Here is a 21,850-nt window from a genome sequence, read left to right on the forward strand (position 1 = left end):
GTGCGCGGGGGTATCGCGGCGCACCTGCGCGGTTCCGCCGCAGGCCGTCGGTCGCACCCCCCGATCACCGGACGGGGCGCGTCGCGGTGTCGCACGAAGGGCCCGTCCGGTGCGGCCGGAATGTCGCGCGCCGGTCAGTTGGGCGTGTCATACTTCACGTAGGAGAAGCGCAGATCGCTCTGGGGAGTGCCTTCGAGACCTTCGCCTTCCCTGGCGGGCTGCCACTGGACGACTTCCTCGATCTTCTTCGCGAGGGCGAAGTCCTTGTCGGTGATGCCCTTGGCGTGGTGGTTCTTGAGGCGCACCTCGACCCAGGCGTAGGAAGCGGTGAGGTCCGGGTGGTGCCAGGCGGCTTCGGCAAGGTGGCCGACGGTGTTGATCACCATCAGCGTTCCCTTCCAGCTCGATGTCTTGTAGGTCCGCCGGATCCAGCCGTCCTCGAGCCGCCACAGCGGCAGGTCGGCGGCCAGGCGGGCTTCCACTTCGGCGTCGGAATATGTCTTGTCGGTCATGGTCGCGCACTCCAGTTGAGCAGGGCCATCCGCCATTCGACGGAATTGAAACGTCTGGTCGAAATGCGAATGCTCCGGATAAGTTCGGTGGGGGTCACGTCGGTCGGGCCGGATCAGCCTGATCGGCCCGGGCTCCGGAGGCAAGCTCGTGCCGGTCGTGACGGCGGGGCGTTGATCGACCCGTGATCGGTCGGAGTGTGGATCAGAATTGGCATGAGCGACATCGATTTCAAGCCGCACGCCGGAGAAGGCGGTCTTCTCGCCGTTCCTGGCAACGCCCCGTTGCCGGAGGCGGTGCGCGTGCGGGCGCCAGCGCGGCTGCATCTCGGCCTGCTCGATCTTGCCGGTGATCTCGGCCGCAAGTTCGGCTCGATCGGTCTGGCGCTGGAGCGGCCCTGCCTCGACCTGACGGTGCGGCGCGCGCCGGCCTTCACGGTACGCGGCGGCGAGACGGACCGGATCGGGCGCTATGTGGACGCCGCGATCGAGGTTCTCGGCCTCGATCCGCGCAAGGCCGGACAGGTGGCGGTGGAGATCAACCGGGCGATGCCGTCCCATGCGGGATTCGGATCGGGCACGCAGATGGCGCTGTCGATCGGCGCGGCGCTGGCGGGCCTTGCCGGTGTTCCGTTCGACGCGGCGAAGATGGCCGCCGGGCTCGACCGCGGCGCGCGCTCGGGCATCGGCCTCACCGCCTTCCGCAGCGGCGGCTTCGTGGTCGACGGCGGACGCGGGCCCCGCAGCCTCGTGCCGCCCACGATCGCCCGTCTCGACTTTCCCGAGGCGTGGCGGATCATCCTGATTCTCGACGAGACCATGGTCGGCTGCCACGGTAGCGCCGAGGCGGACGCCTTCCGCGATCTGCCGCCGCTCGCGCCGGAAGCTGCGGCCTGGCTCTGCCGGCTGACGCTGATCAAGCTGCTGCCGGCGTTGATCGAACACGACATCCACGAATTCGGCGATGCGGTGACCGACATCCAGGAGCGGATCGGCGATCATTTCGCTCCGGCGCAGGGCGGGCGGCGCTTCGTCAGCCCGCTGGTGGCGGACGCGATGGCCGCGTTCCGCCGTGCCGGATCGCCCGGCGTCGGGCAGAGTTCGTGGGGGCCGACGGGCTTTGCGCTGGCGGCGAGCGAGGCCGAGGCGGAGCGGATGGTCGCGGACGTTGTGAAAAACTGTCACACGGTCGAAGGCTTGCACTTCACGATCACACAAGGCAGAAACCGCGGAGCATTGATAACGCCGCTTCACGCGCCCAGGCTCCGGGCGCCGCGACCGACTGAGGGTCCCTTGACCGCGTCAATTCGCGCGTCTCTCCCGGGTCCCGGGCCGTTCCGGGCGCCGTCCGGATCAGGAGGTCGGTCTTCCCCGTGCGATCTCCTCGCGCGAACGGGCGGGTTCTCTCGCTTCGGCCGTCACCGCGGGGGACGCCGGAGGGCTGGCAGGCGACGTGGGCCGATGGCTCCCGGACGCCACATACCAAGAATTCAGTGCGAGGCGTCCGTTCTCCGCAGACCTTCGCAGCAACGAATCAGCCGTGCCACCTCGCCGTGCGAGGGGATGCGGGCCATTCGAGGGACCGAAATGTCGAAGAACATCCTGCACATGCTGACGCCGCTCAAGCACATGAGCCCGTTCGACGTGAACATGGCCGTGGACGCCGGCTTCGACGTGGTGACCAGCTATGCCGCGGTGAACCCCGAGGAGGTGCGCGGCCTCGTCCAGGACGCGATCTTCTCGCGCTCGCCGGCCGACGCGGTCCGCACCGGCATCTTCTTTGCCGGTAAGAACGCCATCCAGGCGCTGGACATGATGAAGGCCGCCGAGGAGGCCTTCGTGCCGCCGTTCGAGATCAATCTCTTTGCCGATCCGGCCGGCTCCTTCACCACCGCGGCGGGCATGATGGCCTGCGTCGAGAAGCTGCTGCAGACGAAGTTCGACACGTCGCTGGCCGGCAAGAAGGTCACGATCTTCGGCGGCACCGGCGTCGTCGCCTTCTCGGCCGCCGTGATCGCGGCCAAGGAAGGCGCGGAGGTCCACCTCGCGGGCTATGACGGCACCAAGCGCGTGTCCGGCATCGCCGCCGACATGAAGGCGCGCTTCGGCGTCGACGTGCATCCGGCGGACGGGTCGACCGAGGAGGCCCGTTCGGCGGTCGCCGGCGGATCGGACGTGATCCTTTCGGCCGGTCCCGCGGGCCAGCAGATCCTCACCGAGGAGCAGATCCGCGCCGTGGACGGGCTGCTGGTGGCGGCCGACGTCAACGCCGTGCCGCCGGCCGGTCTTGCCGGCGTCGGCGTCCACGACAACGGCGAGCCGCTCGGCTTCGGCCGCGCGGTGGGCCTCGGCGCGCTCGCCATCGGCAACGTCAAGTATCAGGCCCAGCATCTTCTGTTCAAACGGATGATCGCCGCCGAGAAGCCGGTCGCACTCGATTTCCGGGATGCCTTCGAGGAAGCCCGCAAGTTCATTGCGTGACCTCGGTGCACGGTCCGGGTCCGATCAGGCCCGGGCGGGCGTTCTGACCGGGAACCGCCGCCTTCCTGCCGTGAGCAGCTTGCGATGGCCGGGCCGTTGCCGATATGGGCAAGGGTTCGGCCAGGCTCGTTTTGGCGACGGGTTCCTGACACATTCGCGCGCGACGCCGTGAGGGACGGCGACGGGCGCATGCGGAGATACCCGTAAGGGTGCCCGCCAGACACCAGACTTTGCAGGGAGGGAACTTGCATGAACTCGAAACGAGAGACGCCCAGCGTCGGACGTCTTGCGCAGCCGCTGGTCGATGCGCTCATCCATGAGGCGCGCGAACTGCGCATCGCCGTCTCGACCGGGCCTCTCGGCTGCCGCCTGATCGACGCCGGCGCGTCCGCGATGGGCTCGATCGAGGTCGGCCGCCGGCTGACCGAGATCTGCATGGGTGGTCTTGGCCGCGTGTCGATCGTGGCATCGCCCACGACGCCGCGCTGGCCCTTCGCCATCCAGGTGGGCGCACTCGATCCGGTGGTCGCCTGCCTCGGCAGCCAGTATGCCGGCTGGAGCCTTGCGGGCGGCGAGGAGGACGGCGGCTGGTTCGCGCTCGGGTCCGGCCCGGCGCGCGCCACCTATGCCAAGGAAAGCCTCTACCAGGACATCGCCTATTCCGACGACGCGGAAACCGGCGTGCTCGTGCTCGAGACCGGTGCGCCGCCGCCCGAGAGCATCGTTCGGATGGTGTCGGAGGCCACCGGCTGCCGGCCGGGCGCCCTGACCTTCATCTATGCGCCGACCCAGAGCCTTGCCGGCGCCACGCAGGTCGTCGGCCGGGTGCTCGAGGTGGCCATGCACAAGGTGCACGCGCTGCATTTCCCGATGGACCGCATCCTCGACGGCCTCGGCGTCGCCCCGCTCAGCCCGCCGTCGCCGGACTTCATGACCGCCATGGGCCGCACCAACGACGCGATCATCTACGGCGGCCGGGTCCACCTCTACGTGAGCGGGCCGGCCGACGACGCGCGCGATCTCGCCGAGCGGCTGCCCTCGCGCTCCTCGCGCGACTTCGGCTCGCCCTTCGCCGAGGTGTTCGCCCGCTTCAACGGCGACTTCTACGCCATCGATTCGATGCTGTTCTCGCCGGCCGAGGTGGTCGTGACGGCGGTCGAGAGCGGCAAGAGCTTCCGCGCGGGCGCAATCGACACAAGCCTCGTCGATGCCTCCTTCGACGGATGAGCCGTCGCCTCGTCACGGCGGCGTCGTCCTCTTCACCGAGGCGCGCGACTGGCACCTGAGACGGATCAGGGCCGCCTTCGCGCGCCGCGGCATCGAGCCGGTGACGGTGCCGCTGCGCGCGGTGTCCTTCGACCTGTCGGCGCCGTTTCCGGTGCAGATCCCGGGGCTTGGCGGCGCACGGCCGCGCGCCGTGCTGGTGCGCGGCGTGACCGCCGGCAGTTTCGAGGCGATCACCTTGCGCCTCGGCGTCCTGCATGCGCTCGCCGCCGAGGGCGTGCCGGTGTGGAACCGGGGCGCGGCGATCGAGCGCTGCGTCGACAAGTCGGCGGCGAGCCTCGCCTTCGCCCGTGCCGGCCTGCCGGCGCCGCCGACCTTCGTCACCGAAGATCCCGCGGCCGCGGCCGCGCATGTGGCGGCCCGCGCCCGGCCGATCGTGCTGAAGCCGCTGTTCGGCTCGCAGGGCAAGGGCATCCGTCTGCTGCACGGCCCGGACGACCTGCCGCCGCCCGATGAGGTGGAAGGCGTCTACTATCTCCAGGATTTCGTCGCGCCGACCGGGGACGGGTTTCGCGATCACCGGGTGTTCGTCTCGGGCGGGCGCGTGCTGGCGGCAATGACGCGCGCCAGCGACGGCTTCGTCACCAACATGCACCAGGGCGCGACGCCGCTCGCGTGGACGCCGTCTGCGCAAGCCGCCGCGCTGGCCGTTGCCGCCGTCGCGGCCGTCGGTGCAGACTTTGCCGGGGTCGACATGATCGCCGACGCCGACGGGCGGCATCTGCTGCTGGAGGTGAACAGCATGCCGTCATGGAAGGGACTGCAGAGCGTTTCGACGGTCGACATCGCGGCCTGCCTCGTCGACAACTTTCTCGAGGCCAGCGGCCTTGCCGACCTGTCCCACGTCCGCGGAGACGCCTGAAATGATCGCCGCGCCGCCGCTGCCCGATTCGGCCGACGTCGACCCGGTGGTGCAGGAGGCGTTCCTGTGGGCCTGCCAGGCGGAGCTTGCGGCGGTGAAGCCCGGCAACGTCCACGTGCATGCGCCCGGCCACCGGATGACGGTTGCCGACTTCGAGACGAGCGCGCGGGTCGCCGCCCCGCACATCGCCCGCCGCGGCGCCACGGTCGGCCGGCGGATTCGCGACGCGATGACGGCGACGGTCGCTGCGGTGGGCACCAACACCAACCTCGGCATCCTGCTGCTGGCCGCGCCGCTGGCCGCCGCCTTCGAGCGGGGAGGCCCGCTGCGGGCTTCGCTCTCGGACGTCCTCGCCGGGCTCACGGTCGAGGATGCCGTTGATGCCTTCGCCGCCATCCGCCTGGCCTCGCCCGGCGGTCTCGGGTCCGCCAGCCGCCACGATGTCGCCGCCCCGCCGGAGGTCGATCTGCGTGCCGCGATGGCCGAGGCGGCCGAGCGCGACCGCATAGCGCGACAATACGTCACCGTCTTCGAGGACGTGTTCGAGATCGGCCTTCCGGCGCTTGGCGCGGCAAGAACGCGCAGGCTGGCGGACGAGCAGGCGACCGTTGCGACCTATCTCGCGCTCGCCGCCGCCTTCCCCGACACCCACGTGCAGCGCAAGTTCGGAGCGGCCGTCGCCAGCCGGATTCAGGAGGAATTTGCGGGGTTCGCGGCCGGCGGAGCGGCCAGCGACCACGAGGCGCTGCTGGCTTTCGACACGTCGCTGAAGGCGCGCGGGATCAATCCGGGCACCAGCGCCGACCTCACGGTCGCGACGCTGATGGTCATGCGACTGTGTTGATTTTCCGACAGATAGAACGTGCCAACAGGCTTGCCGCGACGATGCTCGCGCATTAGGCTCCCCGTCGCCTGGGATCACCCGCGTCCGAGAAACCGGTCTGGCTCGCGCTGGACGCAGACAACAAAAGGCCGACGGGGGAGGATGACGGTCCGCAAGGGATCGTCGAGAAGGTCAATTCGTTCCTTAAGGGAGATTTACCAATGGCGAAGATCAACAAGGTGATGGTCGGCGAGTCCCTCGTCGGCGACGGCAACGAGGTCGCTCACATCGACCTGATCATCGGGCCGCGCAACAGCGCCGCCGAGGTGGCGTTCTGCAACTCGCTGACGAACAACAAGGACGGCTTCACGTCGCTCCTGGCCGTTATCGCGCCGAACATGCCGTGCAAGCCGAACACGGTGATGTTCAACAAGGTCACCATCAAGGGCGCCAAGCAGGCCGTCCAGATGTTCGGACCGGCCCAGCATGGCGTCGCCATGGCCGTGCAGGATTGCGTTGCCGAAGGCACGATCCCGATGGACGAGGCTGACGACCTGTACATCTGCGTCGGCGTATTCATCCACTGGGAAGCGGAAGACGACGCGAAGATCCAGGAGTACAACTACAAGGCGACCAAGGAATCGATCGAGCGCGCTGTCGCCGGCCTTCCGACCGCCGCCACCGCCACCGAGCAGCGCACGATCGTCAAGCATCCCTTCGGCGCCTAGACAAGAGACAACCCTGGTCAGGCCAATGCCCCGGCGATGCCGCAGTCACTGATCCAGCGGTTGTTTGCGAAGTACTTCGGTAGCTGAACTGTTCCCGCAAATGTGCCCTTCGCACTTCCTGAGGGAGTGGCGACGCGCCGAGCCGATCTGACGGTGCCGGACCTCGTGTCCGGTGCCCGGATGCTTGAACAGGCGAATCGGAAGGCCGGGATGCATCGCATCCCGGCCTTCTTCATGAACGGGCCGTGTCGTTCGGCGGAGATCAGTCGAGATCGCGGGCGGACAGCGCCTTGAGAACGGCGGCGTCGATCCGGCCGTCGTGGAGCGCCGTGGAGACGAGGGCGCCGGATATCCCCGCTGCCTTCAGCGCGGCAAGGTCGTCGGCGCCCCGCACGCCGCCGGCCGCCCAGAGCCTCGTGCCCGGACGGGCCGCGCGTCTCAGGCGGCCGAGGAGGTCGAGGTCCGGTCCGGCGCTGCTGCCGACCCGGCCGAGGGTCATGACGATGACGTCGCCCGGCCAGGTATCGGAACTTGCGAGAATCGCGGCGGGGCCGAGGAACCGGTCGGCGCGGAAATCGAGCGACAGGATCGGCTGCCGGTCCTGGAGGGCTGCAAGCGTTGCGCCGTCCGTCTGGCTCTCGCTGCCAAGCACGAGCCGGCATGGATGGACGCCGAGCCAGCCGAGGGCGTCGGCCGTCGTGGACAGGCCGTTGTCGACCCAGATCTCCAGCGCGGGGAAGGCGGCGGCGATCCGGCCGATCACGGCGTCGTTGCGCGGCCGGCCCTCGATGGCGTCGAGGTCGGCGACATAGAGGCGACGGAAGGCGTGCAGCCGCAGCAGCCCGGCGACGACGTCGTCCGGGGCGGAGGAGGCGGCCAGCGGCGTTTCGATCGGTTGATAGGCGGCGCGCTCGCCGAGGCGGGCACGGACGACGACACCGTGCTTGAGGTCGATGACCGGGATGACGTCCAAGGCCTGTCGTCCGTTCTTGTGTTGTGTGACGCGGGGCCGGAGGCGGTCACCGGAAGATCGAAAGCGGAGCACTCAGGATGGCACCCGAAATCGCGGACAGGCAAGGGCAGGGGCCGCAGGCCAGCGTGATCGGCTGGGATGTGGGCGGCGCCCATCTCAAGGCGGCCCGCGTGGAGGGCGGCCGGATCGTCGAGGTGATGCAGCAGCCGCTGCCGCTGTGGACCGGGCTGAAGCGCCTGCCGAAGGCGATTGCCGCCGTCACCGCGCGGATGGGCGAGGCGGCCAGCCATCACGTGACGATGACCGCCGAGCTTTCCGACATCTTTTCCTCGCGCGCCGAGGGCGTTGCTGCCATCGCCGAGGCGGTCGCGGCGGCGCTGCCGGGCCGTGTTCGGATCTATGCTGGGCCAGACGGCCTCGTGGAGGTGGGCGAGGCGGCCGGCAAGGCCGCGGCCGTCGCCTCGGCCAACTGGCATGCGACCGCCCGCCTGGTGGCCCTTGCGTGCCCGCAGGCGCTTGTCGTCGACATGGGCAGCACCACGACCGACATCATTCCGGTCACGGACCGCGCCGTGGCGGCACGGGGCTATTCGGATGCCGAGCGGATGGCGTCCGGCGAGCTCGTCTACGTCGGCGCCGTGCGCACGCCGCTGATGGCCCTTGCCGCGCGGGTTCCCTTCGCCGGGCGCTGGCATGATGTGGCGGCTGAGTATTTCGCCACCATGGCCGATGTGAACCGCCTGCTCGGCCGTCTCGACGAGGACGCGGACCAGTATCCGCCGGCCGACGGCAAGGGCAAGAGCGCGGCGGAGAGCCGGGTGCGGCTGGCGCGGATGATCGGCAGCGACGCCGGCGACGCGTCCGACGCAGCCTGGGCCGACCTTGCCGGCTATTTCGCCGAATGCCAGATCCGCCGGGTCCATGATGCCGCGGCGCTGGTGCTCGGGGCCGTTCTTCTGGGCCCGGAGGCGCCGGTGGTCGGCTGCGGCGTCGGCCGATCGGCCGCCGCCGAACTTGCCCGGCGACTCGGGCGCCCGCATTCGGATCTGGCGCAGTTCATCCCGGCGGACGATCCGGCACTGCGCAGCCGCGCCGCAGGCTTCGCGCCCGCTGTTGCCGTCGCTTTGCTGTGAATTCACCGGGTTTCTACGTAGTCGGAAAGGTGTGCCTGCCTGATCTCTTGTGACGATTCTGCAACATCGTGAAAGATGAACGCAACGGCCCCTGCCGGGGGTGGCAGGTCGCCGCTATTCAGCCACAAACCGGACAGAGCTTGCGGCCGTCGGACACTGGGAGCGCAGACATTTGCGGATCCTGCGTGCGACGCGAGGTTTGACGGCGGAATGCCGGGACGCTGTTTCCACGGCGTCTCAGAAATCCGCCGGAAGATACCGTCAACATTGGATGATACGGATTGCGCGAAATACTTGGCGTCACGACGAAGATCGAAGCGGCAGGGGGCGTTCCGGCCCCTTCCGGCCGTCGGCGCAGCTTTCGCAATCCTGGTTCGAGACGTGTTTCGGACCGTCCAACTGCTGCCGAAATGACCCGTCATCTTGCCGGCCATGGGGCGCGGTATCTTCCCGTTGCGGCATGTGGCCGGGACGTGGTCGATCACCGCGCTCTTGGTTTCACCGTGTGCGAACCCGAAATTTACCCATTTCGGTCTTTTGTTTCGTGCCCGGCGACAATCTGATGCCGTCCGGCCTGCTCTGGCGCGAGCGTGCCGCGTGCAGGATGGCTTCGTACAGGAACAACCGCTGGCAGACCGTCTCGGACGGCCCGGCAGGGACCGCAGGGCACACGGCAAAGCCGCGAACTGCCTGCGGAATGAAGGACAAGGGCTGCGATGCTGACTGAGGCGAGTAAGGGCACAGTGGTGACGTGGACAAGGATGGCGGGCGGCCTCCCGGCGCTCGCGATGGCCGCATTGCTGTGCGGTGCGGTTCCTTCGCAGGCTTTCGACGTCAAGTCGGGGACGATCGAGGCCACGGTCGACGCCACGTCGATCGAGACGCTGATCGACCAGGCGTTTCGCGACGGCACGCGGGCCTATTTTTCCGGTGACAAGGTCGCCGCTCTCGACGGTCTGAAGTATGCGGCCGAATACGGCCATCCGGCTGCGCAGTGGAAGCTCGGGCGCATGTATGCCCAGGGTGACGGCGTGACCGAGAACGACCTGCAGGCCTCGAGTATTTCAGCCAGATCGTCGCCGAGCATGCCGACGATTCGCCATCCTCGCCGCAGGCGCCCTACATCGCCAACGCCTTCGTCGAGATCGCCAACTACTACCGCGCCGGCATACCGAATTCGACCATCCAGGCCAACGGCCGCCGCGCCCGCGAGATCTTCACCTACGCCGCCTCCTATTTCGGCGACGCGGACGCCCAGCTCAACCTCGCCGAGATGTATATCGACGGCGAGGGGGGCGAGCAGGATTCGCATCAGGCCGCCCGCTGGCTGCTGCTTGCGGCCAAGAAGGGCCAGATCGACGCGCAGGTGCGCCTTGGCGAACTGCTGGTCACCGGCGACGGCATCAAGGCCAGCCCTGTCCATGGCCTGATGTGGCTGACGGTGGCGCTGAAGCGCGCCCAGACCCTCGGCTACGACGATCGCTGGATCCGCGAGAAGCACGAAGCCGCCTTCTCGCTGGCCGGTGAGCCCGTCCGTCGCCGGGCGATGGAGATGGCCGACCAGTGGATCGCCAACAATTCCGACCTCGTGTCCGTCGCTGCCCAGTGACCTGAGCGTGACGGCGGGCGCGTAGCCCGCCGTTCGGCAACTTGTTCAGGTCATTCCGGATTATTTTTCAGTCAGCCTCCCCAATCGCGTCTTCGATCAGGTCGAAGGCCGTGGCCACGGTGGCGAGTCGCACGCCCGCGCGACCTCTATCGCCGTAGTGCATCTCGACATGTCGGGTGGGGCGCCCCTTCGCCGCCAGCGCCAGATGCACGAGGCCGACCGGTTTTGTTGCGGTGCCGCCGCCCGGACCGGCGACACCCGTCACCGCGACCGCAAGGCTTGCCGCGGACCGCGCCAGCGCCCCTTCCGCCATTGCGATCGCCACCTCCTCGCTGACCGCGCCGACGCGCTCGATCAGATCCGCCGGCACGCCGAGAAGGTCGGTCTTGGCGGCGTTGGAGTAGGTGACGAAGCCCCTGTCCACCACGTCGGACGAGCCGGCAATCGCCGTCAGGGTGCCGGCGATCAGCCCCCCGGTGCAGGATTCGGCAGTGGCGACGACATGGCCGCCGGCGCGGGCTCTTGCCAGCAGCGTCTCGGCCCGGGTCTCGAGGGCGGCGAGGTCGGTCATGCGTCTCCTCCCGTGTTCAGGCCGGCAGGCGAATGGTGGCCGTGGCGATGGCGGCGATGCCCTCGCGGCGTCCGGCAAAGCCGAGGCCTCGTTGGTGGTGGCCTTGATGCCGACCCGGTCGATGTCGATGCCGGCGATCCGGGCGATCTCCGCGCGCATCGCCTCGCGGTGCGGCCCGACCTTCGGCGCCTCCGCGATGATCGAGGCGTCGAGATGGGCGATCAGGCCGCCGCGGTCGCGCACGCGGCGCGCGGCGTCGGCAAGAAAGATCGAGGAGGGCGCACCGCGCCATTTTTCCTCTCCCGGCGGAAAGTGCCGGCCGATGTCGCCGTCGCCAAGCGCGCCCAGAATCGCGTCGGTCAGGGCATGAAGCACGACGTCGGCGTCGGAGTGGCCCTTGAGCTTCTGGTCATGGGCGATGAACACGCCGCCGAGCGTCACGCCGTCGCCGGGCTCCAGCACATGGACGTCGTAACCGTTGCCGACGCGCACGTCGGGCCGGTCGAGCAGCGCCTGGCGGGCAAGCCGCGTTTCGGCGGCGGCGAAATCCTCCGGCCGGGTCAGCTTCACGTTGTCATCGGGACAGGCGACCATGACGGTGTCTCCTCCGCGCCATTCGTGGACGGCGGTGTCGTCGGTGAAATCCTCGCGGCCGGCGGCGATGGCGGCCTCGTGGGCGGCGGCGATCACGCCGTAGCGGAAGCCCTGCGGGGTGGCGGCGCGCCACAGGCCTTCCCTCGGCACGGTGTCCGTGACCGATCCGTCGTCGCGGCAGCGCTTGACCGTGTCGACGACCGGAACGCCGGCGCAGACGGCGTCCGCCCGTCCGAGCGCGGCGATGACGCGGTCGATGGTGGCGACATCGACGAAGGGGCGTACCCCGTCGTGGATCAGCACGAGGTCGGGGGCGTCGGCGGCAAGCGCCTGCAGGCCGGCGCGCACGGAGGCCTGGCGTTCCGATCCGCCGAGCACGGGCGCGCGCAGGCCGCCGGCGGGCGCCCGAAGCTGCCCGGCCGCCGTCTCGTAGTGGGCGATGTCGTCGGGATGGACCACGGCCATGACCACGTCGATCGCGGGGTGAGCGAGGAAGACGTCGATTGTGTGGGCCAGCACGGGCCGGCCGCCGATCGGGCGGTATTGCTTCGGCGGCAGATCCTCGCCCCCGGCCCGCCGCCCCCGGCCGGCGGCCATCACCAGCGCCGCGATCCGCTGCCGTCCGGCCGCTGCTTGCGTCATCTCCACCGTCCGCTTTCCGCCCGCGCCGCGGTGCCGGCACGGCGTGGGGCCGAAACGGCGATCCGGGGCCGCTCCAGCCTGCAAGAAGCCTTGCATGTGGGGGCCATCCGGCGCTATTGATGTCTAATTGTTGAGCACCGACGAGCGGTGCACACGTGATGAGCAACAGGGATGCTGTGCTTCGAGTGGATGATATACAGCATGGCTCGCGTGACGCGGAAGGGGACATGACCGCGATGGCGCCGATCTCGGTCGGCCCTGTCGCGCTGCCCAATCGCGTCTTCGTTGCCCCGATGTCGGGGGTCAGCGACCTGCCGTTCCGGCGTCTTGCCCACGAGTTCGGAGCCGGCATGGTCGTGTCCGAGATGGTGGCCTGCGAGACGCTCGCCGGCGGCGATCCGGAAACGCAGGTGCGGGCCGAAGGCGAGGGGCTGCCGGTTCACGTCGTGCAGCTGGCCGGGCGCGAGGCGCACTGGATGGCGGAGGGCGCGCGGCTGGCGGTGGCCGGCGGCGCCGACATCGTCGACATCAACATGGGCTGCCCGGCACGGCGGGTGACGACCGGTCTCTCCGGATCGGCGCTGATGCGCGACCTCGACCACGCCACCTCGCTGATCGCGGCGGTCGTGGAGGCGGTGGACGTGCCGGTGACGCTGAAGATGCGGCTCGGCTGGGACGAGCGGAGCCTCAATGCGCCGGATCTGGCGCGACGGGCCGAACAGGCCGGCGTCGCGATGGTGACGGTGCATGGCCGCACCCGATGCCAGTTCTACAAGGGCACGGCCGACTGGGCCGCCGTGCGGGCGGTGGTCGGCGCGGTGTCCATTCCGGTGGTGGTCAACGGCGACATCACCGATGCGGCCGGTGCCCGCGAGGCGCTGACGCAATCGGGCGCTTCGGCGGTGATGATCGGCCGTGGCGCCTATGGCCGGCCGTGGATCGCGGGAGCGGTGGCGAGGGCGCTTGCCGGCGGCGGCGAGGCTGTGGCGCCGCCTGCACGGGAGATCGGCGAGATCGCCATCCGTCACTACGAGGCGCTGCTGACGCTCTACGGGCGCGACCTCGGCGTGCGCATCGCCCGCAAGCATCTCGGCTGGTATCTCGATCAGGTGACCGGTCCGGAGCAGGGTGCCGACCTGCTCAAGCGCGAGATCTTCGCGAGCCTCGACCCGGCGAAGGTGCTCGGCGCGGTCGGGCTCTATTTCGACGAGACGCCGGACGGCGTCAGGAGGGCGGCATGAAGCGTTCCCCGCAGGCGGGCGAATCGGGAGACCTGCCGACAGGGGCGGTGCTCGAGGCCTCGATCCTCAATGCCCTGCCGCATCCGGTCGTCATGGTCGACGGCAAGGGCATGACCATCTCGGCCAACGACGCGGCCCAGGCCTTCTTCCAGGCCAGCGCCAACATGCTGGCGCGCTATCCGCTCAAGCATTTCATTCCCTTCGGCAGCCCGGTGCTGCCGCTGATCGACCAGGTGCGCGAGCGCGAGGCCTCGGTCAACGAATACCGGGTCGACATCGGCACGCCGCGCAACGGCGGCGAGCGGATCGTCGACATCTATGCCGCGCCGGTGGCCGACCGTCCGGGCGCCGTGGTCCTGATGCTCCAGGAGCGGACCATGGCCGACAAGATGGACCGCCAGCTGACCCATCGCGGCGCGGCGCGCTCGGTCACGGGCCTTGCGGCGATGCTCGCCCACGAGATCAAGAACCCGCTGTCGGGCATCCGCGGCGCGGCGCAGCTGCTGGAACAGTCCGCGGACGACTCGGACCGGGCGCTGACCCGCCTGATCACCGACGAGGCCGACCGCATCGTCAAGCTGGTCGACCGGATGGAGGTGTTCTCCGACGAGCGGCCGGTGGAGCGTGATCCGATCAACATCCATGCGGTGCTGGAGCATGTGAAGCGGCTCGCCCAGAGCGGCTTTGCCCGCAATGTGCGGGTGATCGAGGAATACGATCCCTCGCTGCCGCCCGTGCTCGCCAACCGCGACCAGCTCGTTCAGGTGTTCCTGAACCTCGTCAAGAATGCCGCCGAGGCGATGGAGAACACCCCCGATCCGGAGATCACGCTGACGACGGCCTACCGGCCCGGCGTGCGCCTGTCGGTGCCGGGGTCGCGCACCCGGGTCAGCCTGCCGCTGGAATTCTGCGTCCGCGACAACGGACCGGGCGTTCCGGAGGATCTCTACCCCTATCTCTTCGATCCGTTCATCACGTCGAAGACCAACGGCACCGGACTGGGGCTCGCCCTCGTCGCCAAGATCATCGGCGACCATGGCGGCGTGATCGAATGCGATTCCCAGCCGCGCAGGACGACCTTCCGCATCCTGATGCCGGCCTTCAGCGAGAAGGCGGGCGACGACTGACCCCGTCCCGTCCGGGCGGGGAACCACGACCAGAGTTTCAGTGACGCCGGGGACCGGGGACGCGGGCGGACCGGAGACCGGCGGGCAACAGTGAAGGTGACGACGCATGCCGACTGGCAGCATTCTCGTGGCAGACGACGATTCGGCAATCCGGACCGTGCTCAACCAGGCGCTGTCCAGGGCCGGTTACGAGGTTCGCCTGACCTCCAACGCGGCCACGCTGTGGCGCTGGGTCAGCCAGGGTGATGGCGATCTGGTGATCACCGACGTGGTGATGCCCGATGAGAACGCCTTCGATCTCCTGCCGCGCATCAAGAAGGTCCGCCCGGACCTGCCCGTGATCGTGATGAGCGCGCAGAACACGTTCATGACCGCGATCCGCGCCTCCGAGCGCGGCGCCTACGAATATCTGCCCAAGCCCTTCGACCTGAAGGAACTGATCTCGATCGTCGGGCGCGCGCTGGCCGAGCCGAAGACGCGGATGATCGATTCGAACGCGGATGAGGGCGGCGACAACATTCCGCTCGTCGGCCGCTCGCCGGCGATGCAGGAGATCTACCGCGTCCTCGCCCGCCTGATGCAGACCGATCTGACCGTGATGATCAGCGGCGAGAGCGGCACGGGCAAGGAACTGGTCGCCCGCGCCCTGCACGACTACGGCAAGCGGCGCGCCGGGCCGTTCGTCGCGATCAACATGGCGGCGATCCCGCGCGACCTCATCGAATCGGAGCTGTTCGGCCACGAGAAGGGCGCCTTCACCGGCGCGCAGTCGCGCTCGGCCGGCCGCTTCGAGCAGGCCGAGGGCGGCACGCTGTTCCTCGACGAGATCGGCGACATGCCGATGGACGCCCAGACCCGGCTGCTGCGCGTCCTCCAGCAGGGCGAATACACCACCGTTGGCGGCCGGACCCCGATCAAGACCGACGTGCGCATCGTCGCGGCGACCAACAAGGACCTGCGCCAGCTGATCAACCAGGGCCTGTTCCGCGAGGACCTGTTCTTCCGCCTCAACGTGGTGCCGATCCGCCTGCCGCCGCTGCGCGAGCGCACCGAGGACGTGCCGGACCTGATCCGGCATTTCTTCAACCAGGCGGAAAAGGAAGGCCTGCCGACCAAGCAGATCGAGCAGGCCGCGGTCGACCGGATGAAGCGCTATCGCTGGCCGGGCAACGTGCGCGAGCTTGAAAACCTCGTGCGGCGTCTCGCCGCGCTCTATCCGCAGGAGATGATCACCGCCAACCTGATCGACCAGGAACTGGCGACCCCGGCGGTCTCGCCGGCCGATACCGAGACGCCGCCGGAGGACAACCTGTCCAACTCGGTCGAGCGCTTCCTCAACAAGTATTTCGGCGGCTACGGCGAGGCGCTGCCGCCGCCCGGGCTCTACCACCGCATCCTCAAGGAGGTGGAGTATCCGCTGATCGGTGCGGCGCTGGCCGCCACCCGCGGCAACCAGATCAAGGCTGCCGAGCTGCTCGGCGTCAACCGCAACACCCTGCGCAAGAAGATCCGCGATCTCGACATCCAGGTGATCCGCTCGTCGAGGTAGATCGGCGTTCGGAGGGGCCGCGCCGGGGTGGAAAATCCCGGCGAATGCCGCGCTGACGGGCTCCGTGTCGCAATTTTGCAACATTCGTGGTACTCCCTCTTGCCAATAAGCGGGGAAGCGGGAACGGGCGGGTGGTGTCACTTTCGGCAGGACAGAGTGTGGGCGGCGGACGGGCTGCGAGGGCCGGCTCGGGCGAGGGCGCCGGCCGGCGGCTCGTCGGCCTTGTCGTGATCGTCGCGACGTTGCTGTCGTCGACCGGCAGTTTCCTGCTTCTCACCGGCATGGGCCCGATCGACCCGACCACCGACGTCGTCCGCACGGCGCTGGTGCTCAACGGGCTGCTGATTGCCGCGGTGATCGCGCTGATCGGCATCGAGGGCCACAAGCTGTGGCGCGGCTGGAAGGAAGGCCGCGCGGCCGCGCGGCTGCATCTTCGCATCGTCGCGCTGTTTTCGCTGATTGCGGCGCTGCCGGCGGTGCTGGTGTCGATCGCCTTCTCCGTGACCCTCGACCAGGGCTTCGATCGCTGGTTCGAGACGCGCACGCGCCAGATCGTCGACAATGTGCTCACCGTCGCCAGTGCCTACATGGACGAGCATTCCCGCGTGCTGCGCGGCGACCTCGTCGGCATCGCCACGGCCGCGGATGCGGCCAAGGCGCTCTACGACTACGAGCCGACGCGGTTCGAGGCCGGTTTCGAGGCGCAGGCGTCGCTGCGCGGCGTCCAGGCAGCCTATCTGCTCGACCCGTCCGGCAAGGTGATCCTGCGCAGCGAATTCGCGCCGGGAGCCCGGGTGTTCATGCCGCCGCCGGCTGCGTTGAAAGAGGCGGAGAAGGGCGGTCCGGTGCTGATCTCGCCCGGACAGACCACCAGCCAGGTCGGCGGCCTGCTCAAGCTCAAGGCCTACACCGACACCTATCTCTACGTCGTGCGCGACCTCAATCCGGAGGTGCTCGACAACCTGCGGCTCGCCCGCGAAAGCGCCTTCGAATACAAGCAGCTGGAATCGAACCGCTCGGCCGTGCAGACCGCCTTCGTGCTGGTCTTCATGGGCCTGACGCTGACGCTGCTGCTCTGTGCGATCTGGCTCGGCCTCGCCTTCGCCAACGGCCTCGTCTCGCCGATCCGCCGGCTGATCGGCGCTGCCGACGAGGTGGCTGGCGGCAATCTTCTCGTCGAGGTTCCTGTCGGTGGGCGCTCCGACGATCTCGGCAGCCTTGCGGCAACCTTCAACAAGATGACCGGCCAGCTCCGCTCGCAGCGCGAGGATCTCCTGTCGCTCACCGATCAGGCCGACCGGCGCCGGCGCTTCACCGAGGCCGTGCTGTCCGGCGTCACCGCCGCCGTGGTGGGCGTGACCAGCGAAGGGCGGATCTCGATCACCAACCGCTCGGCCGTCGATCTGCTCGGCCACGAGGAAGGCGACCTGATCGGGCGGCGCCTCGTCGACGAGGTGCCGGGCGTCGAGCCGCTGCTGGCCGCGGCGATGCGCGACGACAGCCGGATCTATCAGGGCAGCTTCACGCTGGTGCGCCCGGGCGTGGAGCGCGTCATCTCGGCCCGCGTCGCGAGCGACCGCTCGCCCGACACCGCCCACGGCTATGTCGTCACCCTCGACGACGTCTCCGACCTGATCTCGGCCCAGCGGACCTCGGCCTGGGCGACGTCGCGCGCCGCATCGCCCACGAGATCAAGAATCCGCTGACGCCGATCCAGCTTTCGGCCGAACGCATCCGTCGTCGCTATGGCAAGCTGATCGACGAGAACGACACGGTGTTCAACCGCTGCGTCGACACGATCATCCGCCAGGTGGGCGACATCGGCCGGATGGTCGACGAGTTCTCGGGTTTTGCCCGCATGCCCAAGCCGGCCAAGGAACAGCACGACCTTGCCGATGCGATTCGCGAATCGGTGTTCCTGATCAGCGTCGGCCAACCGCACATCCGCTTCACCACCGATCTGCCCGATGGCCAGATGATCGCCTGGTTCGATGACCGCCTGATTTCCCAGGCGCTCACCAACCTCGTCAAGAATGCCGCCGAGGCGATCGAGGGCGTGCCGGCCGACCAGCTCGTCGACCCGCATGTGGCGGTCAGCGCCCGGCGCTGCGGCGACGACCTTGTTGTCGAGATCGTCGACAACGGCATCGGCCTTCCGACCACCGACCGGCACCGGCTGCTGGAGCCCTACATGACCACCCGCGAGAAGGGCACCGGCCTCGGCCTTGCGATCGTCCGCAAGATCGTCGAGGAACACGATGGTCGCATCGACCTGATGGACGCTCCCTCCGTCGCCACCGGCGGGCGGGGCGCAATGATCCGGCTCACGCTGCCGGTAGGAACCGGCCGGGCGTGACGGCCGGTCTTGAACACCGACTTCCGGTCTGTCCTGGACCAGAGCGAGAATGAAACGACATGGCGTCTGACATACTGATCGTGGACGACGAGGAAGACATCCGGGAACTCGTCTCGGGCATCCTCGAAGACGAGGGGCACGGAACCCGCATGGCGGGAGACGCGGATTCCGCGCTTGCGCTGGTCGGCGACCGGCGGCCTTCGCTCGTCTTCCTCGACATCTGGCTGCAGGGCAGCCGCCTCGACGGGCTCGCCCTGCTGGAGGAGATCAAGGCGATCCATCCGGACCTGCCCGTGGTGATGATTTCCGGCCACGGCAACATCGAGACCGCCGTCGCCGCCATCAAGCGCGGCGCCTACGACTATATCGAGAAGCCGTTCAAGGCGACCGGCTGCTGCTGATCGCCGACCGGGCGCTGGAAGCCTCGCGGCTGAAGCGGACGGTCAAGGAGCTCAGATCCGCTCCGGCGACACGGACTTCCTCGTCGGCACGTCGTCGGCGATCAACCACCTGCGCACCACGGTCGAGCGGGTCGCGCCGACCAACAGCCGCATCCTGATCTCCGGTCCGTCCGGCTCCGGCAAGGAAGTGGTGGCACGCACCATCCACGGCCGGTCGCAGCGCGCGAACGGCCATTTCGTGGTGGTGAATGCGGCCACGATCACCCCCGAGCGGATGGAAACCGCGCTGTTCGGCATCGAGCGGCCGGATGGTTCGATCGAGCAGACCGGCGCGCTGGAAGAGGCCCACGGCGGCACGCTCTATCTCGACGAGATCGGCGACATGCCGCGCGAGACCCAGAGCCGGATCCTGCGGGTGCTGGTGGAGCAGAGTTTCACGCGGGTCGGCGGCTCGCGGCGGGTCCAGGTCGACGTGCGGCTGATTTCGTCGACCGCGCGCGACCTTGAAGCGGAGATCGCCGAAGGGCGCTTCCGCGAGGATCTGTTTCACCGGCTGAGCGTGGTGCCGATCCGCGTGCCTGGCCTCTCGGAGCGCCGCGAGGACGTGCCGGTGCTGGTGGCCCACTTCATGGAGCAGATCTCTGCGGCGGGTGGCCTGCCGCTGCGCCGGATCGGCGACGACGCGATGGCCGTGCTGCAGGCCCACGACTGGCCGGGCAACCTGCGCCAGCTGCGCAACAACATCGAGCGGCTGCTGATTCTCGCCCGCGGCGACGCCGACACCACGATCAGTGCCGACATGCTGCCCGCCGAGATCGGCACGATGCTGCCGTCGCTGCCCAACAGTGCCGGCGGCGAGCACCTGATGGCGCTGCCGCTGCGCGATGCCCGCGAGATCTTCGAGCGGGAGTATCTCACGGCGCAGATCAACCGCTTCGGCGGCAACATCTCGCGCACGGCGGAATTCGTGGGCATGGAGCGCTCGGCGCTGCACCGCAAGCTGAAGTCGCTCGGCATCGCCTGACGACCGGAGACTTCGGGAGCAGGATTGCGCGGCCGGAACGCGTTGAGATCGATCGGATGATATCGCCGGATCACGATCCGCATTAGGTTCGCACGGGCATAGGGGCGTTTCCCGAGGGACGCCGTTCTGGACGAAGGGGCTGGACCAGCATGCGGGTTGTGATTTGCGGCGCCGGGCAGGTGGGCTACGGGATCGCCGAGCGGCTTGCCGCCGAGGAAAACGATGTCACCGTCATCGACACGTCGTCGCGGCTGATCGGCGTCCTGCGCGACAGTCTCGACGTGCGCGGTATCGTCGGCAACGGCGCCCATCCGGACGTGCTCGCGCAGGCGGGCGCCGAGGAGGCCGACATGCTGATCGCCGTGACCCTCTCCGACGAGGTGAACATGGTGGCCTGCCAGGTGGCGCATTCGCTGTTCAACGTGCCGACCAAGGTCGCGCGCGTGCGCGCCCAGAGCTACCTCCAGCCGCATTGGCGCGACCTGTTCTCCACGGACCACCTGCCGATCGACGTGGTGATCTCGCCCGAAATCGAAGTCGGCGAACTGGTGATGCGCCGTCTGGCCATTCCGAGCGCGCTCGACATCGTCCGCTTTGCCGATGGCGAGGTGGTGGTGCTCGGCCTGCGCTGCGGCGACGACTGTCCCGTGGTGGACACGCCGCTGCGCCAGCTCTCGGAGCTTTTCCCCGATCTCGGCGCCATCGTCGTCGGCATCAGCCGTGGCGGATCGGTGTTTGCGCCGAAGGTCGACGATGCGATGCTGGTCGGCGACGTGGTCTACGTGGTGATGGCCAAGGACCAGGTGCGCCGCCTGCTCAAGATCTTCGGCCAGGACGAGCCGGAGGCGCGGCGGATCATCATCGCCGGCGGCGGCAACATCGGCGCCTACGTGGCGGCCGCGATCGAGAAGCAGAATCCCTCGGCCCGGATCAAGATCATCGAAAGCAATGCCGAGCGGGCGGTGGAGATCGCCGACGACTTCGAGCGCACCGTGATCCTGCACGGTTCGGCGCTGGACCAGGCGATCCTCGCCGAGGCCGATGTCGACCAGGCCGACACGATGGTGGCGCTGACCAACGACGACGAGGTCAACATCCTTTCCTGCGTGATGGCGCGCACCCTCGGGGCCCGCCGCACCCTGAGCCTGCTCAACAACCCGAGCTATCCGTCCTTTGCGAAATCGCTCGGCATCGACGCCTACATCAACCCGCGCGGCGTCACGGTCTCCAAGATCCTGCGCCATGTCCGCCGCGGCCGCATCCGCGGCGTTCACACCGTCCAGAACGGCGCGGCCGAGATCATCGAGGCGGAGGCGCTGGACACCTCGCCGATGGTCGGCGCCCGCTGCGCGAGATCGACCTGCCGTCCGGCGTGCGCGTCGGCGCGGTCTACCGCAAGGGGCAGGTGATCACGCCGGATGGCGAGACGCTGATCCAGGCACGCGACCGCGTGATCCTGTTTGCGGTCGCCAACCGGGTGCGGGTGGTGGAGCAGATGTTCCGCGTCAGCCTCGAGTTTTTCTGAGCTGCGCGCTTCCGCCAACTGGCCCGGAAAATGCTACTCTGATACTCAGGCTTGAGGTGTTCCCCGCGTTTCCGAGCCCGGTCGATGCCGCTTTTGGCGGCGGCGGCGGGCAACGGGTGGGGGAGGCGGTCGAGATTTCTGCCTTGGGTTTGCCGTGTGTGCTGAAAGTTTCATCAGCAGAGGTTAGGATGGCGCGTGTTTGCCGCTTTCCTGGCACCACGGCGAAGTCGGGGTCAGGATGTCAGGCTTGTCGATGAGGCGGGCGGCGTTGGCAGATGCCGCTGGCCGAGAACGGTCGCACGATCCTGGACGGGGATCTCGCGGCCCATGCCGAACGGGCGGGCACGGGGCGAATTCGTCCCTGCTTCGGACGCGGAAGATAGACGGCGCCGGTCCTGACGACCGAGTGTCGACGCTC

Annotated in this window: 15 protein-coding genes and 2 pseudogenes; 14 read left to right on the plus strand and 3 right to left on the minus strand. The window is 68.7% G+C overall.

The window, feature by feature from the left end:
* Positions 1-134: 134 nt before the first annotated feature.
* A complete protein-coding gene (locus tag A6302_RS05850) occupies positions 135-512 on the minus strand; it encodes a 4a-hydroxytetrahydrobiopterin dehydratase (protein WP_069306264.1) in 378 nt (125 codons plus the stop codon).
* Between the two features lie 213 nt (positions 513-725).
* Between A6302_RS05850 and A6302_RS25660 the strand changes: the two genes are divergently transcribed.
* The 5 genes from A6302_RS25660 (at position 726) to fae (ending at position 6,687) form a co-directional block, all read left to right on the plus strand.
* Positions 726-2,990, plus strand: a complete 2,265-nt coding sequence (locus tag A6302_RS25660; RefSeq protein ID WP_342586224.1) for a beta-ribofuranosylaminobenzene 5'-phosphate synthase family protein — start codon at positions 726-728, stop codon at positions 2,988-2,990.
* A 249-nt stretch (positions 2,991-3,239) separates the two neighbouring features.
* Positions 3,240-4,217: a methenyltetrahydromethanopterin cyclohydrolase gene (mch, locus tag A6302_RS05860; RefSeq protein ID WP_069306265.1), complete on the plus strand. Its 978-nt coding sequence runs from the start codon at positions 3,240-3,242 to the stop codon at positions 4,215-4,217.
* Complete coding sequence (locus A6302_RS05865; protein ID WP_083255558.1) at positions 4,198-5,136, plus strand: RimK family alpha-L-glutamate ligase; 939 nt, start codon at positions 4,198-4,200, stop codon at positions 5,134-5,136. The genes mch and A6302_RS05865 overlap by 20 nt, the downstream gene beginning before the upstream one ends.
* Position 5,137: 1 nt before the next feature.
* On the plus strand, positions 5,138-5,980 hold the full coding sequence (locus tag A6302_RS05870) for a triphosphoribosyl-dephospho-CoA synthase (protein WP_069306266.1): 843 nt from the start codon (positions 5,138-5,140) through the stop codon (positions 5,978-5,980).
* A 200-nt stretch (positions 5,981-6,180) separates the two neighbouring features.
* Positions 6,181-6,687 (plus strand): formaldehyde-activating enzyme, encoded by a 507-nt coding sequence (gene fae / locus A6302_RS05875; protein ID WP_069306267.1) that lies wholly within the window; start codon positions 6,181-6,183, stop codon positions 6,685-6,687.
* A 262-nt stretch (positions 6,688-6,949) separates the two neighbouring features.
* Here fae and A6302_RS05880 read toward each other — a convergent pair whose 3' ends face one another.
* Complete coding sequence (locus tag A6302_RS05880; protein ID WP_069306268.1) at positions 6,950-7,660, minus strand: HisA/HisF-related TIM barrel protein; 711 nt, start codon at positions 7,658-7,660, stop codon at positions 6,950-6,952.
* A gap of 77 nt (positions 7,661-7,737) precedes the next feature.
* On the opposite strand from A6302_RS05880, the gene A6302_RS05885 reads away from it, so the two are divergent.
* Both A6302_RS05885 and A6302_RS24185 read left to right on the plus strand, forming a co-directional pair.
* Positions 7,738-8,793, plus strand: coding sequence for a hydantoinase/oxoprolinase family protein (locus A6302_RS05885; protein ID WP_069306269.1), 1,056 nt, complete (start codon positions 7,738-7,740; stop codon positions 8,791-8,793).
* A 1,273-nt stretch (positions 8,794-10,066) separates the two neighbouring features.
* On the plus strand, positions 10,067-10,402 hold the full coding sequence (locus A6302_RS24185) for a tetratricopeptide repeat protein (RefSeq protein WP_245293939.1): 336 nt from the start codon (positions 10,067-10,069) through the stop codon (positions 10,400-10,402).
* 67 nt (positions 10,403-10,469) lie between these two features.
* Here A6302_RS24185 and ispD read toward each other — a convergent pair whose 3' ends face one another.
* Positions 10,470-12,209 (minus strand): 2-C-methyl-D-erythritol 4-phosphate cytidylyltransferase, encoded by a 1,740-nt coding sequence (ispD, locus tag A6302_RS05900; protein ID WP_342586225.1) that lies wholly within the window; start codon positions 12,207-12,209, stop codon positions 10,470-10,472.
* 236 nt (positions 12,210-12,445) lie between these two features.
* On the opposite strand from ispD, the gene dusB reads away from it, so the two are divergent.
* From dusB to trkA, 7 genes and pseudogenes are all read left to right on the plus strand, one after another.
* Complete coding sequence (dusB, locus tag A6302_RS05905) at positions 12,446-13,450, plus strand: tRNA dihydrouridine synthase DusB (RefSeq protein WP_141703438.1); 1,005 nt, start codon at positions 12,446-12,448, stop codon at positions 13,448-13,450.
* Positions 13,447-14,577, plus strand: coding sequence for a two-component system sensor histidine kinase NtrB (locus tag A6302_RS05910; protein ID WP_069306272.1), 1,131 nt, complete (start codon positions 13,447-13,449; stop codon positions 14,575-14,577). Before dusB ends, A6302_RS05910 begins: the two co-directional genes overlap by 4 nt.
* 106 nt (positions 14,578-14,683) lie before the next feature.
* Positions 14,684-16,126 (plus strand): nitrogen regulation protein NR(I), encoded by a 1,443-nt coding sequence (gene ntrC, locus A6302_RS05915; protein ID WP_069306273.1) that lies wholly within the window; start codon positions 14,684-14,686, stop codon positions 16,124-16,126.
* A gap of 131 nt (positions 16,127-16,257) precedes the next feature.
* On the plus strand, positions 16,258-17,832 hold the full coding sequence (locus A6302_RS22000) for a sensor histidine kinase NtrY-like (RefSeq protein WP_141703437.1): 1,575 nt from the start codon (positions 16,258-16,260) through the stop codon (positions 17,830-17,832).
* 5 nt (positions 17,833-17,837) lie between these two features.
* Positions 17,838-18,482 (plus strand): sensor histidine kinase, encoded by a 645-nt coding sequence (locus A6302_RS22005; protein ID WP_245293940.1) that lies wholly within the window; start codon positions 17,838-17,840, stop codon positions 18,480-18,482.
* A gap of 59 nt (positions 18,483-18,541) precedes the next feature.
* A pseudogene (gene ntrX, locus A6302_RS05925) lies at positions 18,542-19,907 on the plus strand (nitrogen assimilation response regulator NtrX).
* A gap of 149 nt (positions 19,908-20,056) precedes the next feature.
* Positions 20,057-21,432, plus strand: a pseudogene (trkA, locus tag A6302_RS05930) (Trk system potassium transporter TrkA).
* Positions 21,433-21,850: the final 418 nt, after the last annotated feature.

It is taken from the genome of Methylobrevis pamukkalensis (assembly GCF_001720135.1).
GTDB lineage: Bacteria > Pseudomonadota > Alphaproteobacteria > Rhizobiales > Pleomorphomonadaceae > Methylobrevis > Methylobrevis pamukkalensis.

What these genes read in the sequence shown, in the direction of transcription:
- ntrC (WP_069306273.1), top strand. Translation starts at nt 14,684, where the DNA reads ATGCCGACTGGCAGCATTCTCGTGGCAGACGACGATTCGGCAATCCGG.
- A6302_RS05910 (WP_069306272.1), top strand. Translation starts at nt 13,447, where the DNA reads ATGAAGCGTTCCCCGCAGGCGGGCGAATCGGGAGACCTGCCGACAGGG.
- ispD (WP_342586225.1), bottom strand. Translation starts at nt 12,209, where the DNA reads ATGACGCAAGCAGCGGCCGGACGGCAGCGGATCGCGGCGCTGGTGATG.
- A6302_RS05850 (WP_069306264.1), bottom strand. Translation starts at nt 512, where the DNA reads ATGACCGACAAGACATATTCCGACGCCGAAGTGGAAGCCCGCCTGGCC.
- dusB (WP_141703438.1), top strand. Translation starts at nt 12,446, where the DNA reads ATGGCGCCGATCTCGGTCGGCCCTGTCGCGCTGCCCAATCGCGTCTTC.
- A6302_RS05865 (WP_083255558.1), top strand. Translation starts at nt 4,198, where the DNA reads ATGCCTCCTTCGACGGATGAGCCGTCGCCTCGTCACGGCGGCGTCGTC.
- A6302_RS24185 (WP_245293939.1), top strand. Translation starts at nt 10,067, where the DNA reads ATGTATATCGACGGCGAGGGGGGCGAGCAGGATTCGCATCAGGCCGCC.
- fae (WP_069306267.1), top strand. Translation starts at nt 6,181, where the DNA reads ATGGCGAAGATCAACAAGGTGATGGTCGGCGAGTCCCTCGTCGGCGAC.
- A6302_RS05870 (WP_069306266.1), top strand. Translation starts at nt 5,138, where the DNA reads ATGATCGCCGCGCCGCCGCTGCCCGATTCGGCCGACGTCGACCCGGTG.
- A6302_RS05885 (WP_069306269.1), top strand. Translation starts at nt 7,738, where the DNA reads ATGGCACCCGAAATCGCGGACAGGCAAGGGCAGGGGCCGCAGGCCAGC.
- mch (WP_069306265.1), top strand. Translation starts at nt 3,240, where the DNA reads ATGAACTCGAAACGAGAGACGCCCAGCGTCGGACGTCTTGCGCAGCCG.
- A6302_RS25660 (WP_342586224.1), top strand. Translation starts at nt 726, where the DNA reads ATGAGCGACATCGATTTCAAGCCGCACGCCGGAGAAGGCGGTCTTCTC.